Here is a 13,263-nt window from a genome sequence, read left to right on the forward strand (position 1 = left end):
CATGACTTCCGATCCCCGGCATCCCGAGAGTGCGCCCGCGCAGAAGGCCGAGTTCCACACCTGGTTTGTGGACGCGTTTGCCGGGTTCTGGCAGGGCGGCGGCGGCACCCGGATCGGCGGGCGAATCGCCGGTTACCTGCTGCTGAGTGATGCCGACGGGGTCAGTGCCGATGAGCTCGCCCGCGAACTCGATATCAGCCGCGGTTCGGTATCCTCGCACGTGCGCAAGCTTGAGCAGGGCGGCTTTGTGCACCGGGTACGCCGCCCGGGCGCGCGCACGCACTACTTTGCGATGGATGCCGATGTGTGGGGCGGATTCCTCAAGCAGGAGCAGACCTACCTCGCCAACCAGCGTGCGCTCGCCGAACGGGCCCTGGATCACGTGGCCGCCGGGGGCCTCGCCCACGAGCGCGTGCGCAACATGCGCGACTACATGGGCTGGATGGTTGATAACCGCGCGCTGGACACCGAGTGGGCGCGCTTCAAGGCTGAGCGGGACGCCCAGGCCTAGCCGCGCGCGAGCGGCACGATCAGCGGGGAACCGCTCTGCGGATCGGTGGTGATCTCGGCGGGCAGCGCAAACACCTCGCGCACCAGCTCGGCGCTGAGCACCTCCGCGGGGGCACCCTCGGCCACGATCGCGCCCTCGTGCATGACGATCAGGTGGTCGGCGTAGCGGGCCGCCTGGTTGAGGTCGTGCAGCACGGCGATCACGGTTTTCCCGGCTGTGCGCATGTCCTGGCAGCGGTGCAGGAGGTCGATCTGATGGGCAATGTCGAGAAACGAGGTTGGCTCATCCAGCAGCACGTATTCGGTGTCCTGGGCGAGGACCAGCGCGACCCAGGCACGCTGCCGCTGTCCACCGGAGAGCTCGGACACGAAGCGATCGGCAAGGTGCGCAACCCCGGTCTGTTCGAGCGCGCGGTCCACGGCCTCGGTGTCGCCCGGTGCCCACTGCCGCAGCACCGAGTGATACGGGTGGCGTCCGCGGGCCACCAGGTCACGCACCCGGATGGTGTCCGGGGCGATCGGATCCTGGGGGAGCAGGGCCAGGCGGCGCGCGATGGCCTTGGGGCGCATCCGGGCCAGATCGGTCCCGTCGAGGGTGACCGTGCCCGCGCGCGGGGTCATCGCCCGGCCCAGACTCTTCAGCAGGGTGGATTTGCCACATCCGTTGGGGCCGATAATCGCGGTGAATGCGCCGGTGGGCGGGGCCACCGAGAGGTCACCCAGGATCTCGCGTGAGCCGTAGCCCACACGCAGGTGTCGGGCGATCAGGCCGAGGGTGATTGTGGTCATAGTGTGCCTTTCCGCCATTCGCGAATCAGGAGTGCGCCCAGGTAGATGCCACCGACCCCGGCGGTGAGGATCCCCACCGGGAGCCCGCGCGCAAACGGTGCCTGCTGGGCCAGCAGGTCCGCGATCACCAGGATCAGCGCCCCGAGCAGGGCCGAGAGCCCGAGGGAGAGCGCGGCGGAGCGGGTGAGGCGCTGGGCGATCTGCGGCGCGGTGAGGGCCACAAACGAGATCGGTCCGGCCACGGTGACCGCCCCGGCCGCCGCGACCACGGCCACGACAATCGCCGCCGTACGGGTCGCGGTGATCCGGATGCCCAGCGAGTGCGCCAGCGCGTCCCCGAGCCCGATCTGGTTGAGTGAGGGGGCCAGGTTCCAGGCGGCGGGCAGGGTGATGGCCAGGGTGATCGCGATGATCCCCACCGCGCCCCAGCCCACCGAGTTGATCGATCCGGCGAGATATCCGGCGAGCTGGCTGGCCTCGTCGCGCAGCTTGACGCTGACCACGTACTGGGTCACCGCGTGGGCCATCGCCGAGACCCCGATCCCGGCGATGATGATGCGCGCCGGAGCGGCAAATCCGCGTCCGGTGGAGAAATACACCAGGGTGATGGCCAGGGTCGCGCCGATCAGTGCGCCCACCGGGGTGGGCAGGACGCCGGGCCAGAGCAGCGCGCAGATCGCCACGCCTGCCCCGGCTCCGGCCCCCAGGCCGATGACGTCGGGGCTGCCGAGCGGGTTACGGGTCACGGCCTGGAACAGCGCGCCGGAGATTCCCAGCGCCGCGCCCACGCCGATCGCGACCAGCAGGCGCGGGCCGCGCAGCGTGGTCAGGGTGAACCCGGCGGCACCCCGCGGCGGGTCAAACAGGGCCGCCGGGAGCGCCTGGGGAGCGATTCCCAGCTTTCCCATGCTCAGGGTCAGTACGGCCGCGATCAGGAGCAGGACGAGGGCGATGCCCGACCAGGCCAGCGTGCGCGGATGCACGGGGAGCGCGACCCACGGACCGATCCGAAAGAGACGCGGCGGCCGAACCGGGGTGGGGGTCGGCTTTTGCCCGGTCTGTCCGGTCTGCCGAGCTAGCCCGGCCTGTCCGGTCTGTCCGGTCTGTCCGGTCTGTCCGGTCTGCCCGGTCCGTCGAGGTTGCCTGGACTGCCGGTGCCATCGATCCAGCCGGGTCATCCGCGCACCGCCCGTCCGGCCCGCACGGCGATCAGCAGGAACGGGGCACCGACAAACGCGGTCACCACCCCCACCATCAGCTCGCCGGGACGCGCAATGATCCGCCCTACAATATCCGCGGCGATCAGGACCGAGGCCCCCAGCAGGATCGCCGCGGGCATCTGCCAGCGATGATCGGTTCCCACCAGGGCGCGCACGAGGTGCGGCACCGCGAGGCCCAGGAATGCGATCGGTCCCACCAGTGCGGTGGCTCCGGCACACAGCAGCGCGGCGGCCAGCAGGGCCCCGGCGCGTACCCGCGGTACCGAGACGCCGAGCGAGTGGGCGAGGTCATCGCCGAGGGCGAGGGCGTTGAGACCCGAGGCGAGGATCAGCGCGAGCACCAGGCCCAGGATCAGCGCGGGGGCGACTTCGGCGAGGGTGTCCAGACGGCGTCCGGCGAGGGAACCGATGACCCAGAAGCGGAACGAGTCGAACACGGCCGGGCGGGTGAGGATCATCGCCTGAATGTACGTGCCCAGCACCGCCGAGACCACGGCGCCGGCCAGGAGCAGCGGGACGATGCCGCCGCCGGTGGGGCGTCCGGCGACCAGGACCACCAGGATCACCGTCACCAGAGCGCCAACCAGCGCGACCCAGACGGTCCCGGCGCCGATTGCGGTCCCGGTGATCGCCGTCGCGGTGACCACGGCCGCGGAGGCTCCAACGCTTACGCCCAGCAGGCCCGGATCGCCCAGCGGATTGCGCGTCACGCCCTGCACGATGACCCCGGAGACCGCGAGACTTGCCCCCACCACCGCGCCGATAATTGTCCGTGGAATGCGTTCGGTGACCACGAGCCGTAGGTGTGGATCGCCGGCGCCGGTGAGTGCCTGCAGGACCTCGGCGATCCCGGTGACCCGACTGCCGGCAAAGAGCGACAGCACCGCAAGTGCGGCCAGGAGCAGGGCCAACCCCACGAGGATCAGCAGGTTGATCGGTGCCGAGCGAACGCCCAAGCGGCCGCGCCGGGAATCCCGGGCGGCCGCAGGCGTGGTGGAGACGGACGTCACTTACCGGCGTGCGCGAGCGCGGCGTCGATCAACGGAACGTAGCGCTCGAGTGCCCAGGGCACGGTGAGCGGGTTGATCATCGAGGATCCGGTGACAAACGGCTGGTCGGTCGGTGCCACCACGGCGCCCTTGGCGACCGCGGGAATTGCCGCGTAGAGCGGCTGCGCCTCGATCTCGGCGCGGGTCTCCTCATCGGAGTAGAAGGTGAAGATCAGGTCCGAGCCGGCGAGCTTATCGGCGTTTTCCAGGCCGATCAGCGCCGAGTCGGTGCCCTCGGTTTCCTCGAACGAGTTGACCACGGGGTCCACGGTGAGGCCGAGCGCCGAGGCCATGGCCACCCGCTGCTCGCCGGGGAAGAACACGCCCAGGGTACCGGGGCCGGTGGTGTAGACGTAGGAGAAGGTCACGCCCGCATACTCGGGCCGCTTGGCGTTTTCCAACTGGGTCTTGATGTCGCTCACCAGATCGGCGGCCTCGGTGGACTTGCCCATGGCCTTGCCGATCATGGTGATCTGGTCATCCCAGGTGATGGTCCAGGGCTGCTTCGGGTAGGCGATGGTCGGGGCGATCTTGGAGAGGACGTCGTACTGCTCCTGGGTCACGCCCGACCAGGGGGCGAGGATCAGGTCCGGGTCGAGGTCGGCGATGGTTTCCACGTCGAGCTCGGTGTTCCCGGTGAAGGTCTTGGGCAGCTTCCCGCCCTCCTTGGTCACGGCCTCGTGGACCCAGGGGAGGTAGCCGGTGTCGTCGCTACCCCAGGGGTATTCCTCCATGCCCACCGGGATGGTGCCGAGCGCGATGGCGGTTTCGGCGGATCCCTGCCCGAGGGTCACGAAGCGCTTGGGGGTGCCGGTGATCTCGGCGGTTCCCAGTGCGTGGGTGATCGTGACGGTGTCGGCGGAGCCGGCGGCATCGCCGGTGGTTCCCTGGGCGGAGCAGCCCGCGAGTACCAGGGTGGCCGCGGCGAGGGCGGCGGCGAAGAGCGTGCGGCGGGGCCGCTGGACGGGGCGTCGCATGTGGAGCCTTTCGGTGGGGGAGGGTGCACCTGATCGGTGACTCGGGGATCGACGCGCGCCTCGTTCCGTGTGGATGGGGCATCCGCGAACCGGGGCGTCGAACCGTGTAGTTAGTCTAGCCTTACCTCACCTGAACTTTCAAATATTTTGACACTTTGGGTGCGAGGGCAGCAAAAAACCGTGGACCCCCGACTCGGGAATCCACGGTTTTTCGGGATGGATCTAACGTTCGGCGTGAATGCGCACGTCCTCCACCTCGGCGTCCTCGACATCGGCATCGGTGAGCTTCGAGGCGCGCTTGGCCGCGCGCTTGGCGGCGCGCACCTTCTCGGCCGGATCGTCCGAGTTCACCCGGCGATACTCCTCCCGCACGGCCCAGCCGAGGAAGGTGAAGCCCATCAGCGCAAACAGGATCCACTGGAACGCATAGGACAGGTGCGGGCCCTCATCGGGCTCGGGCTTCTTCACCGCCGCCGGACGCTGCTCGCTCGGGGCCGGATCCTCGGTGTCCAGCAGACCATAAGCACCGGTGTAGATGCGCTCCTTGAGGATCGCCTCCGCCTCGGGCAGGTTGACCGTCGCCAGCTGGCCGGAGGGGGCGCCGCGTCCACGAATGGTGTCCTCGCTGGCCTTGAGGCGTGCCACCACGGTGACCTCTCCGCTCGGCGGGGCGGGCACGTGATCGGGACGCTCGGCGTTGTTACCCTGCGGGACCCAGCCGCGGTTCACCAGGAACACCTTGCCGTTATCCAGGCGCAGCGGGGTCAGGATTTCATAGCCCGGGGAGCCATCGTAGGGACGGTTGCGCACCAGGATCTGCTTATCCTCCTCATAGCGACCATGCATGGTCACCGGGAGCCAGCGATCGTTAATGTTGAACGCACTCTCCGAGGGGAGGGCCTGATCGATCTGCACCGGGGTCGCGTCGAAGTTCTTGGCCACGCGGGCGATCTCGTCCTCGCGCTCGCCGCGGCGATCCAGCTGCCAGTTGGAGAGCAGCACGCAGGCGATGGCAAACACGATCGCCACGCCCAGGTAGGCAAACCAGCGTTTTTCAAACACAAACCGCCAGCGGTTCACGGGGTCTCCTCGGGGATGAAGGGGGCCACCTCGGCCGGGAAGCCACGGGAGGTGAGGAATTCGGTCAGAAACTCGGCGTGCTCGGCGCAGGCCAGCCACACCTTGCGTCGGGTTTCATCGTGGATCTTGGGGTTGCGCCAGGAGATCTTCACGGTGGCCTCGGCGCGGCACCCGGCTCGGGAGCACTCGTGGACGCCGGGATCGCCAAACAGGCCGCCTAGCATGCGGCCCGCGCGGACGTGAGGGAGGGGATCATGCGGTCTCCGGTTTGGGGGTCGGGGTCTCCTCGGGGTGCTCATAGATGACCCAGCTGTCGGGCGTGCCCGGCTCGGGTTCCGTCGGCTGCTCGGCGGGAGCCTCCTCGGCGAAGACCGGCTGCGGCGCGGGCTCGGGGATGCGCACGGTCTCGGGCATCGAGGCGGTGGGAATCAGTCCGCCGGGGGATTCGCGGCGACCCTCGACCGCGGGCCCGGGCATATTGGCCACCAGTACCGCAAAGTAGGGGATGAACACCGCACCCAGGATGGGCACCAGCATCCACCAGCCGTGCACAAACATCAGGCTCACCAAACACACCATCCGGATAGCCATCGCGATGAAATATTGGCGCATGCGCCGGCGACGGTCTTCCTCGGGTGATCGCGGCAGTGTGGTGATCGAGGAGTCGTTCATGTCGGTCCTAAGCCTACGCTCTTTCCCGGGACACCCTAAGCTGGAAGCAGCGCGCGGCCACCGGGTGGCCCCGCCGACACGAACATTCCCTCGAATTCGCTCCGGATGCCCCCGCGCCGGCGCGGTCGAGGCCCAGGTTTCAGGAGAAAACATGACCGACCCTCGTACCGTCCTTGTCACCGGTGGAAACCGCGGAATCGGCTTTGCCATCGCCGAGGAATTCCTCGCCCAGGGCCACCGCGTCGCCGTGACCGCCCGCTCGGGCGAGGGCCCCGCGGGTTCGCTGACAGTGCGCGCCGATGTCACCGACGCCGCCTCGGTGGACGCCGCCTTCACCGAGATTGAGGCCGCCTACGGTCCGGTCGAGGTTCTGGTCGCCAACGCCGGCATCACCCGCGACACGCTGCTGATGCGCATGTCCGAGGAGGACTTCGACACCGTCATCGACACCAACCTGGGTGGATCCTTCCGCGTGGTTAAGCGTGCCTCCAAGGGGATGCTCAAGGCGCGCTATGGCCGCATCGTCCTGATCTCCAGTGTTGTGGGCCTCTACGGTGGTCCCGGCCAGGTCAACTACTCCGCCTCCAAGGCGGCCCTGGTGGGCATGGCCCGCTCGATCACCCGCGAGCTGGGTGCCCGCGGCATCACCGCCAACGTGGTGGCCCCCGGGTTCATCGAGACCGACATGACCGCGGCCCTGCCCGAGGACACCCAGAAGCAGTACAAGGCCAGCATTCCCGCCGCCCGCTTCGCCTCGCCCTCCGAGGTGGCCAAGGTTGTGGCGTGGATCGGCGGCGAGGACGCCGGGTACATCTCCGGTGCCGTGATCCCCGTCGATGGCGGTCTGGGCATGGGGCACTAGTCCCATACGCAAAAACGCGGGGCACCTCGAATCCGAGGTGCCCCGCGTTTTTCTGTGCCTAACCGCGCAGGCCCAGCAGCGGCAGAATGTCCGAGAGGTTGCGGCTACCCACGGCGACGCTCGCCTGGGCGCGCACGGCGGGCTTGGCGTCATAGGCCACCGAGAGCCCGGCGATCGCCATCATCTTCAGATCGTTGGCGCCGTCGCCCACGGCGATGGTGCGCTCAAGCGGCACCCCGAACTCGCCCGCCCACTCGCGCAGCGCCACGGCCTTAGCTTCGGCGTCGATGATGTCGCCGAGCACCTTGCCGGTCAGTGCGCCATCGATCACCTCGAGGCGGTTGGCACGCCAGCGGTTAAGTCCCAGCGAGTCCGCCAGCGGATCCAGCAGCTCATGGAACCCACCGGACACCACGGCCACCCGGCCGCCAGCCGCATGCACGCCGGCGATCAGATCGCGGGCACCATCGCTCAGCTCGATCCTTTCGCGCACCGCGTCAATCTCGGAAACACTCAGCCCTTTCAGGGTTGCGACACGCTCGCGCAGGCTCGCGGCAAAATCCAGCTCCCCGCGCATCGCCCGCTCGGTCACCGCGGCCACGTGCTCCAGGCTCCCGGCGCGCTCGGCGATCAGCTCAATCGCCTCATTTTTGATCAGGGTGGAATCCACATCCAGGATCACCAGGAAACGGGCGGGGGAGTCGCTCATGGGCTTCTGCTCTCTGTCGCAAAACGGCTATCGCCTCATTCTGGCATCAACTCGGCGACGGATGTGTCACGCACTCCCGGTGCGGAGCGATAGGCTTAGAACATGGCGAAGGTTCTGCACGTAGAAGACGTATCGGTGCTGCGAGATGGCAGCCCCATCCTGGATTCGGCGACCTGGACGGTCGGTTCCGATGAGCGCTGGGTCATCCTCGGACCCAACGGTGCCGGGAAAACCACCCTGCTGCAGCTTGCGGCCACCCAGCTGTACCCGACCCTCGGTACCGTGGACATCCTCGGCGACCGCCTGGGTCGCACCGACGTGTTCGAGCTGCGCCCGCGCATCGGATTCGCCTCCAGCGCGCTCTCCAAGCGTCTGCCGCAGGGCGAGACCGTGCTCAACGTCGTGATGACCGCCGCCTACTCGGTGACCGGTCGCTGGACCGAGGAGTACGAAAACATCGACGAGAAGCGCGCCCACCGCGTGCTGAACGAGTGGAAGCTCGACCACCTCGCCGACCGCGCGTTTGGCACCCTGAGCGACGGCGAGCAGAAGCGGGTGCAGATCGCCCGTGCGGTGATGACCGATCCCGAGCTGCTGCTGCTTGATGAGCCCGCCTCGAGCCTCGACCTCGGTGCCCGCGAAGAGCTGGTCGCCCTGCTCGGCGGCTTCGCGCGCTCGACCGAGGCCCCGGCCATCGTCATGGTGACCCACCACGTGGAGGAGATCCCCGTGGGCTTCACCCACGCACTGCTCATCCGCGAGGGTCGCATCGTGGCACAGGGTCCGCTCGCGGACACCGTGACCTCGGACAACCTCTCCACCACGTTTGGTCTGCCGATCAACGTGACCGAAACCGGCGGGCGCTACAACGCCCGCGCGGTCTAGGCCCAAGACCCGCCGGGGCGTGTTCGCACACCCCGGTATGAAGTCTGCTAAAGTTAGTAGCTGACTTAGCTGCGCAGGTTTCGCGCCGCGCGGCCAAATCCCAAGACGTTTATCGTTACCACCATCCACTATCAAGGAAGTCCTCATGAAGACCGACATCCACCCCACCTACGAAGCAGTTGTGTTCCGCGACCTCGCATCGGGTGAAACCTTCCTGACCCGTACCACGGTCAGCAGCGACAAGACCATCGAGCTCGACGGCGTGACCTACCCGGTCATCGACGTCGAAATCTCCTCGGCTTCGCACCCCTTCTACACCGGCAAGCAGCGCATCATGGACTCCGCCGGCCGCGTGGAGAAGTTCAACCAGCGTTTCGCAGGTTTCGGCGCGTAACCCGCACCCAACCTCAACCGGGTTCCTCTTTCGGGAGGGGCCCGGTTTTGTTTTGGTACGCCATTGCCGAACCGGCCCCCGCGAGGCAGGATAAGGCTATGGAAACTGCCGACCTGCTCGATGCGATTCTCGCGGCCCGCCCGCCGCTCGCGAGTGGCGAGGCCGCGCCCGCGGATGGGGATCCCGGGTCGGCCGCGACACGCCTGGGTCTCGGCGATCCCGAAACCCCCGCCGATCTGCTCGACAACCTCGCGGCCGCCACCTTCGCCGCCGCCCAGATCGCCGCGGCCGACCTGATCGCCCCCGCCGCACACACGCCCGTGACCGTCTCGCGGATGGGCGCATCCGCCTGGTTCCACGGCACCCTGCGCCCGCTGGGGTGGCTCCCCGGAAACCCCTGGAGCCCGCTCTCGGGTGGCATCCGGACCGCCGACGGATGGATCCGCACCCACGCCAACGCGCCCGCACACCGAATCGCGATGCTGGATGCGCTGGGCCTCGCCCACGACACCACCCGCGCACGCCTGGAAGCACGCCTGGCGCAGCTGGGCTCGATCGAGGCCGAGGACCGCATCGTCGGCTTCGGGGGAGCGGCCGCCCGGTTGCAGACCCGGGAGGAATGGCGACACTCGGCGCCCGGACGTGCCATCGCGTCCGAACCGTTGATCGCCTGGGAATCCACCGGCTTCCCCGCCCGCCGACAGGGTGCCCCGGACCCCGAACGGCCCCTACGCGGGGTCCGTGTGCTCGATCTGACCCGGGTCATCGCCGGCCCGGTTGCGACCCGCACCCTGGCGTTGCTGGGTGCCGACGTGCTCCGGATCGACCCACCGGACTGGTCCGAGCCCACCCTGGAATCCGAGATGCTCTGGGGCAAGCGCACGGCCCGGCTCGATCTGCGTCACCGGATCGACCGGGAGCGCTTCCTCAACCTGCTGGCCGAGGCGGACATCCTGGTCCACGGCTACCGCGCCGACGCCCTGGAGCGCCTGGGATTTGGTGAGCGAGAGCGCGCCCGAATCCGCCCGGGACTCACCGAGGTGGCCCTCAACGCCTACGGGTGGAGCGGCCCCTGGCGAGGCCGCCGCGGGTTCGATTCGATCGTGCAGTTCAGCACCGGCGTCGCGGCCATCCCCGAGGAAGGAACTGCGCCGGTCTCGCTGCCCGTGCAGGCCCTCGATCATGCAACCGGGATGCTTGCGGCAACCGCCGCCCTGCGCGGCTGGGCGCAGTCGGTACATCACGGCGAGGGGGTGCGGGCGCGCCTCTCGCTGGCCAAGACCGCGAGCCTGCTGGATTCGCGGATCGGCACCGATCCACTCACCATCGTCACGGAGTCACCGGCCCCCACAACCCGGATCGAACACACATCCTGGGGGCTCGCACAGCGCCTGCCCTGGCCAGCCGCGTCCGCGGGCATTCGGGTGGATTCGGATCATCCGGCGCGGGCGCTGGGCGCCGACGCGCCACGCTGGGGACAGCGCTAACAGGCAGGGGCAGCCCTAGCGGACTGGCCACTCCCCGGAGGCCACAAAGTTCGGGTTCTTCGAGCGGCGCATGTATTCCTGGAAGGACGCGGCCTGCTCGGCGCACCAGTCCACCTGCTTGGCGTGCAGCTCGGCGGCGCTGAGCCCCTCCAGCTTGTCGGCATGGGCGCGGATCAGGGCCTGGGCCACATGGCCGGCGGCGATCGCGTCGGAGGCGGCGTCGTGGGCATCCAGCAGCGAGACGCCGTAAAACTCGGCCGAGGCCTCGAGGGTGCGCTTGCCCTTGCGGAAGCGGTCCACGGCCTTATCGATGACCAGCGGATCCACGATCGGGGACGGGTTTTCCAGCGGCGGGTAGCCATAGCGCAGCGCCTCATGGTGCAGCAGACTGAGGTCGTAGGGGGCGTTGTAGATGACCACCGGCACGTTGGCCGTCAGTAGCTCGCGCAGCGCGGAGATGATCTCGGCAACCACCAGGGCGGCGGGCTGACCCTCGGCGCGGGCGCGCTCGGTGGTGATGCCGTGGACCGCGGTGGCCTGCTCGGGAATCTCGACCCCGGGATCCGCCAGCCAGTCGTGGTTGCGGATCACCTCGCCTCGCGCATCGAGAATGCCCACGTGCGCGCTCACAATGCGGCTCGTGGTGACGTCGATCCCGGTGGTTTCCAGGTCGAAGACGGCGATCGGCTGGGTCCAGATGCTCGTGGTGGTATTCACGTTTCTAAGCTTAGGCCGGACCACCGATACCGGTGTGGAACACGCGCCGCCCACAACGCAAACGCGGACATCCCGGGGGACATCCGCGTGTGCGTTGTGGGCCGATATGGTTAGGCGCTGGGCCGGCTCACGTGCAGCCAGAAGAAGCTCTGTGAGCCCATGGTGAGGTTCAGCGTGCCGTCCTCGTCGAAGGAGGGGAAGGTCGCCCCACCAAACAGGTCGCGGACGCGGCGACCGGCCAGGGAGGGATCGGTGATCGTGACCGGGGTCGGGTGGTGCGCGAAGCTAAACACGCACAGCACGTCTTCGGCGGGTTCGAGCTGCGGCCCCACCTTGCCCTCATAGCTGCGACGGAAGGCGAGGACCGAACCGTGGTTGGTGTCGACCACCTCGAGGGTTCCCAGGCCGAAGACCGGATGCGACTTGCGGGTGTGGATCACGTTGCGGATCCAGTGCAGCAGCGAGGCCGACTGCGCCAGCTGCGACTCGACGTTCACGCTCTGGTAGTTGTACACCAGCGACTGCACCACCGGCAGGTAGAGCTTGCCGGGGTCGGCGGCCGAGAATCCCGCGTTGCGGTCGGGGGTCCACTGCATCGGCGTGCGGGAGGAATCGCGGTCATCCAGCCAGACGTTATCGCCCATGCCAATCTCGTCCCCGTAATAGAGGAACGGGCTGCCACCCAGCGAGAAGAGCAGCGCGTGGGCAAGCTCCAGCTCGGCACGCGAATTATCCAGCAGCGGCGCCAGGCGTCGCCGGATGCCCACGTTGACCCGCATCCGCGGATCGTAGGCATACCATCCGTACATCGCCTGACGGTAGTCCTCGCTCACCATCTCCAGGGTGAGCTCGTCGTGGTTGCGCAGGAACACGCCCCAACCGGCCCAGTCGGGGATGTGGGTAACCTCGCGCAGCACCCGCTCTAGCTCCTCGGACTGCTGCGAACGCAGCGCGTAGAAGATCCGTGGCATGACCGGGAAGTCGAAGGCCATATGGCACTCGGGCTCCTCGTCGGTGCCGAAGAATGCGGCGGTTTCCTTGGGCCACTGGTTCGCCTCGGCGAGCATGATGCGGCCCGGATACTCCTCGTCCAGCATTGCGCGCAGCTTCACCAGGAACTCGTGGGTCTCCGGTTCGCCCTCGCCGTTGCCCTCATCGGACTCAAAGAGGTAGGGGACCGCGTCCAGTCGGAAGCCGTCCACCCCGAGGTCCAGCCAGAACCGGACCACGTCAAAGATGGCCTCGTGAACCGCGGGCTCGCCGTAGTTCAGGTCCGGCTGGTGGGAGAAGAAGCGGTGGAAATAGTACTGCTTGCGCACCGAATCAAACGCCCAGTTGGACTCCTCGGTGTCGGTGAAGATGATCCGGATGTTCGGGAACTTCTCATTGTCATCACTCCAGACATAGAAGTTGCCGTAGGGTCCCTCGGGGTCCTCGCGGGAGGCCTGGAACCAGGGGTGCTGATCCGAGGTGTGGTTCAGCGGGATGTCGATGATGACCCGCATGTTGCGCTCGTGGGCGCGGGTTACCAGCTCGCGGAACTCCTCGATCGTGCCAAACTCCGGCAGGATACTGCGGTAGTCGGCCACATCGTAACCGCCATCACGCAGGGGAGAGGTGAAAAACGGGGGGAGCCAGAGGGCGTCGATTCCCAGCCACTGCAGGTAGTCGAGTTTGCTGATCAGACCCTTCATATCGCCGGTTCCATCGGCGTTACTATCCACGTAGGAGCGGACCATCACCTCATAGAACACCGCGCGGCGATACCAGAGCGGTTCGCGTGCGAGGCCGGGGAGCTGGATGGGCGCAGTAAAGGTCACACTGTTCCAATCTGTGGTGCACGGGCACGATCCAGAAGGCGGATCGAACTGTCTTCCGAACGAGTCTAGGGGCAGCGGGCGGGAATGTGTTG

Annotated in this window: 15 protein-coding genes; 5 read left to right on the plus strand and 10 right to left on the minus strand. The window is 67.9% G+C overall.

Annotation, left to right across the window (positions count from 1 at the left end):
- Position 1: 1 nt before the first annotated feature.
- Positions 2-511: a GbsR/MarR family transcriptional regulator gene (locus tag IE92_RS0102985; RefSeq protein WP_030143394.1), complete on the plus strand. Its 510-nt coding sequence runs from the start codon at positions 2-4 to the stop codon at positions 509-511.
- Here the strand turns inward: IE92_RS0102985 and IE92_RS0102990 are convergent.
- The 7 genes from IE92_RS0102990 to IE92_RS17105 all read right to left on the minus strand — a co-directional run bounded on the left by IE92_RS0102990 (position 508) and on the right by IE92_RS17105 (position 6,297).
- Entirely contained in the window at positions 508-1,299 is a 792-nt protein-coding gene (locus IE92_RS0102990) for an ABC transporter ATP-binding protein (protein WP_245601204.1), read from the minus strand. The genes IE92_RS0102985 and IE92_RS0102990 overlap by 4 nt on opposite strands.
- Positions 1,296-2,477: a FecCD family ABC transporter permease gene (locus IE92_RS0102995; protein ID WP_081863822.1), complete on the minus strand. Its 1,182-nt coding sequence runs from the start codon at positions 2,475-2,477 to the stop codon at positions 1,296-1,298. The genes IE92_RS0102990 and IE92_RS0102995 overlap by 4 nt, the downstream gene beginning before the upstream one ends.
- Positions 2,474-3,529: a FecCD family ABC transporter permease gene (locus tag IE92_RS0103000; protein ID WP_030143397.1), complete on the minus strand. Its 1,056-nt coding sequence runs from the start codon at positions 3,527-3,529 to the stop codon at positions 2,474-2,476. Before IE92_RS0103000 ends, IE92_RS0102995 begins: the two co-directional genes overlap by 4 nt.
- Positions 3,526-4,545, minus strand: coding sequence for an iron-siderophore ABC transporter substrate-binding protein (locus IE92_RS0103005; RefSeq protein ID WP_030143398.1), 1,020 nt, complete (start codon positions 4,543-4,545; stop codon positions 3,526-3,528). The genes IE92_RS0103000 and IE92_RS0103005 overlap by 4 nt, the downstream gene beginning before the upstream one ends.
- Positions 4,546-4,767: 222 nt before the next feature.
- A complete protein-coding gene (locus IE92_RS0103010) occupies positions 4,768-5,625 on the minus strand; it encodes an SURF1 family cytochrome oxidase biogenesis protein (protein WP_030143399.1) in 858 nt (285 codons plus the stop codon).
- Positions 5,622-5,849 carry a hypothetical protein gene (locus IE92_RS0103015; protein WP_030143915.1) on the minus strand — a complete coding sequence of 76 codons (228 nt, stop codon included), beginning with the start codon at positions 5,847-5,849 and terminating at the stop codon, positions 5,622-5,624. Before IE92_RS0103015 ends, IE92_RS0103010 begins: the two co-directional genes overlap by 4 nt.
- A gap of 28 nt (positions 5,850-5,877) precedes the next feature.
- Positions 5,878-6,297 carry a DUF3099 domain-containing protein gene (locus tag IE92_RS17105; protein ID WP_051701521.1) on the minus strand — a complete coding sequence of 140 codons (420 nt, stop codon included), beginning with the start codon at positions 6,295-6,297 and terminating at the stop codon, positions 5,878-5,880.
- A gap of 151 nt (positions 6,298-6,448) precedes the next feature.
- Between IE92_RS17105 and fabG the strand changes: the two genes are divergently transcribed.
- Positions 6,449-7,159 (plus strand): 3-oxoacyl-ACP reductase FabG, encoded by a 711-nt coding sequence (fabG, locus tag IE92_RS0103025; RefSeq protein ID WP_030143402.1) that lies wholly within the window; start codon positions 6,449-6,451, stop codon positions 7,157-7,159.
- Between the two features lie 58 nt (positions 7,160-7,217).
- On the opposite strand, the gene serB is transcribed toward fabG, so the two are convergent.
- Entirely contained in the window at positions 7,218-7,868 is a 651-nt protein-coding gene (gene serB, locus IE92_RS0103030; RefSeq protein WP_030143403.1) for a phosphoserine phosphatase SerB, read from the minus strand.
- 102 nt (positions 7,869-7,970) lie between these two features.
- On the opposite strand from serB, the gene IE92_RS0103035 reads away from it, so the two are divergent.
- The 3 genes from IE92_RS0103035 to IE92_RS0103045 all read left to right on the plus strand — a co-directional run bounded on the left by IE92_RS0103035 (position 7,971) and on the right by IE92_RS0103045 (position 10,634).
- Positions 7,971-8,753 (plus strand): ABC transporter ATP-binding protein, encoded by a 783-nt coding sequence (locus tag IE92_RS0103035; RefSeq protein WP_030143404.1) that lies wholly within the window; start codon positions 7,971-7,973, stop codon positions 8,751-8,753.
- A 145-nt stretch (positions 8,754-8,898) separates the two neighbouring features.
- On the plus strand, positions 8,899-9,147 hold the full coding sequence (locus IE92_RS0103040; RefSeq protein WP_030143405.1) for a type B 50S ribosomal protein L31: 249 nt from the start codon (positions 8,899-8,901) through the stop codon (positions 9,145-9,147).
- 98 nt (positions 9,148-9,245) lie between these two features.
- Positions 9,246-10,634 (plus strand): CoA transferase, encoded by a 1,389-nt coding sequence (locus IE92_RS0103045; RefSeq protein WP_051701522.1) that lies wholly within the window; start codon positions 9,246-9,248, stop codon positions 10,632-10,634.
- Between the two features lie 15 nt (positions 10,635-10,649).
- On the opposite strand, the gene IE92_RS0103050 is transcribed toward IE92_RS0103045, so the two are convergent.
- Complete coding sequence (locus IE92_RS0103050) at positions 10,650-11,351, minus strand: 3'-5' exonuclease (protein ID WP_030143407.1); 702 nt, start codon at positions 11,349-11,351, stop codon at positions 10,650-10,652.
- 110 nt (positions 11,352-11,461) lie between these two features.
- Positions 11,462-13,171: a maltose alpha-D-glucosyltransferase gene (gene treS, locus IE92_RS0103055; RefSeq protein ID WP_030143408.1), complete on the minus strand. Its 1,710-nt coding sequence runs from the start codon at positions 13,169-13,171 to the stop codon at positions 11,462-11,464.
- Between the last annotated feature and the right edge of the window lie 92 nt (positions 13,172-13,263).

The organism is Mycetocola saprophilus, assembly GCF_000718085.1.
GTDB lineage: Bacteria > Actinomycetota > Actinomycetes > Actinomycetales > Microbacteriaceae > Mycetocola > Mycetocola saprophilus.

What these genes read in the sequence shown, in the direction of transcription:
- IE92_RS0102985 (WP_030143394.1), top strand. Translation starts at nt 2, where the DNA reads ATGACTTCCGATCCCCGGCATCCCGAGAGTGCGCCCGCGCAGAAGGCC.
- IE92_RS0102990 (WP_245601204.1), bottom strand. Translation starts at nt 1,299, where the DNA reads ATGACCACAATCACCCTCGGCCTGATCGCCCGACACCTGCGTGTGGGC.
- IE92_RS0102995 (WP_081863822.1), bottom strand. Translation starts at nt 2,477, where the DNA reads ATGACCCGGCTGGATCGATGGCACCGGCAGTCCAGGCAACCTCGACGG.
- IE92_RS0103005 (WP_030143398.1), bottom strand. Translation starts at nt 4,545, where the DNA reads ATGCGACGCCCCGTCCAGCGGCCCCGCCGCACGCTCTTCGCCGCCGCC.
- IE92_RS0103015 (WP_030143915.1), bottom strand. Translation starts at nt 5,849, where the DNA reads ATGCTAGGCGGCCTGTTTGGCGATCCCGGCGTCCACGAGTGCTCCCGA.
- IE92_RS17105 (WP_051701521.1), bottom strand. Translation starts at nt 6,297, where the DNA reads ATGAACGACTCCTCGATCACCACACTGCCGCGATCACCCGAGGAAGAC.
- fabG (WP_030143402.1), top strand. Translation starts at nt 6,449, where the DNA reads ATGACCGACCCTCGTACCGTCCTTGTCACCGGTGGAAACCGCGGAATC.
- serB (WP_030143403.1), bottom strand. Translation starts at nt 7,868, where the DNA reads ATGAGCGACTCCCCCGCCCGTTTCCTGGTGATCCTGGATGTGGATTCC.
- IE92_RS0103035 (WP_030143404.1), top strand. Translation starts at nt 7,971, where the DNA reads ATGGCGAAGGTTCTGCACGTAGAAGACGTATCGGTGCTGCGAGATGGC.
- IE92_RS0103040 (WP_030143405.1), top strand. Translation starts at nt 8,899, where the DNA reads ATGAAGACCGACATCCACCCCACCTACGAAGCAGTTGTGTTCCGCGAC.
- IE92_RS0103045 (WP_051701522.1), top strand. Translation starts at nt 9,246, where the DNA reads ATGGAAACTGCCGACCTGCTCGATGCGATTCTCGCGGCCCGCCCGCCG.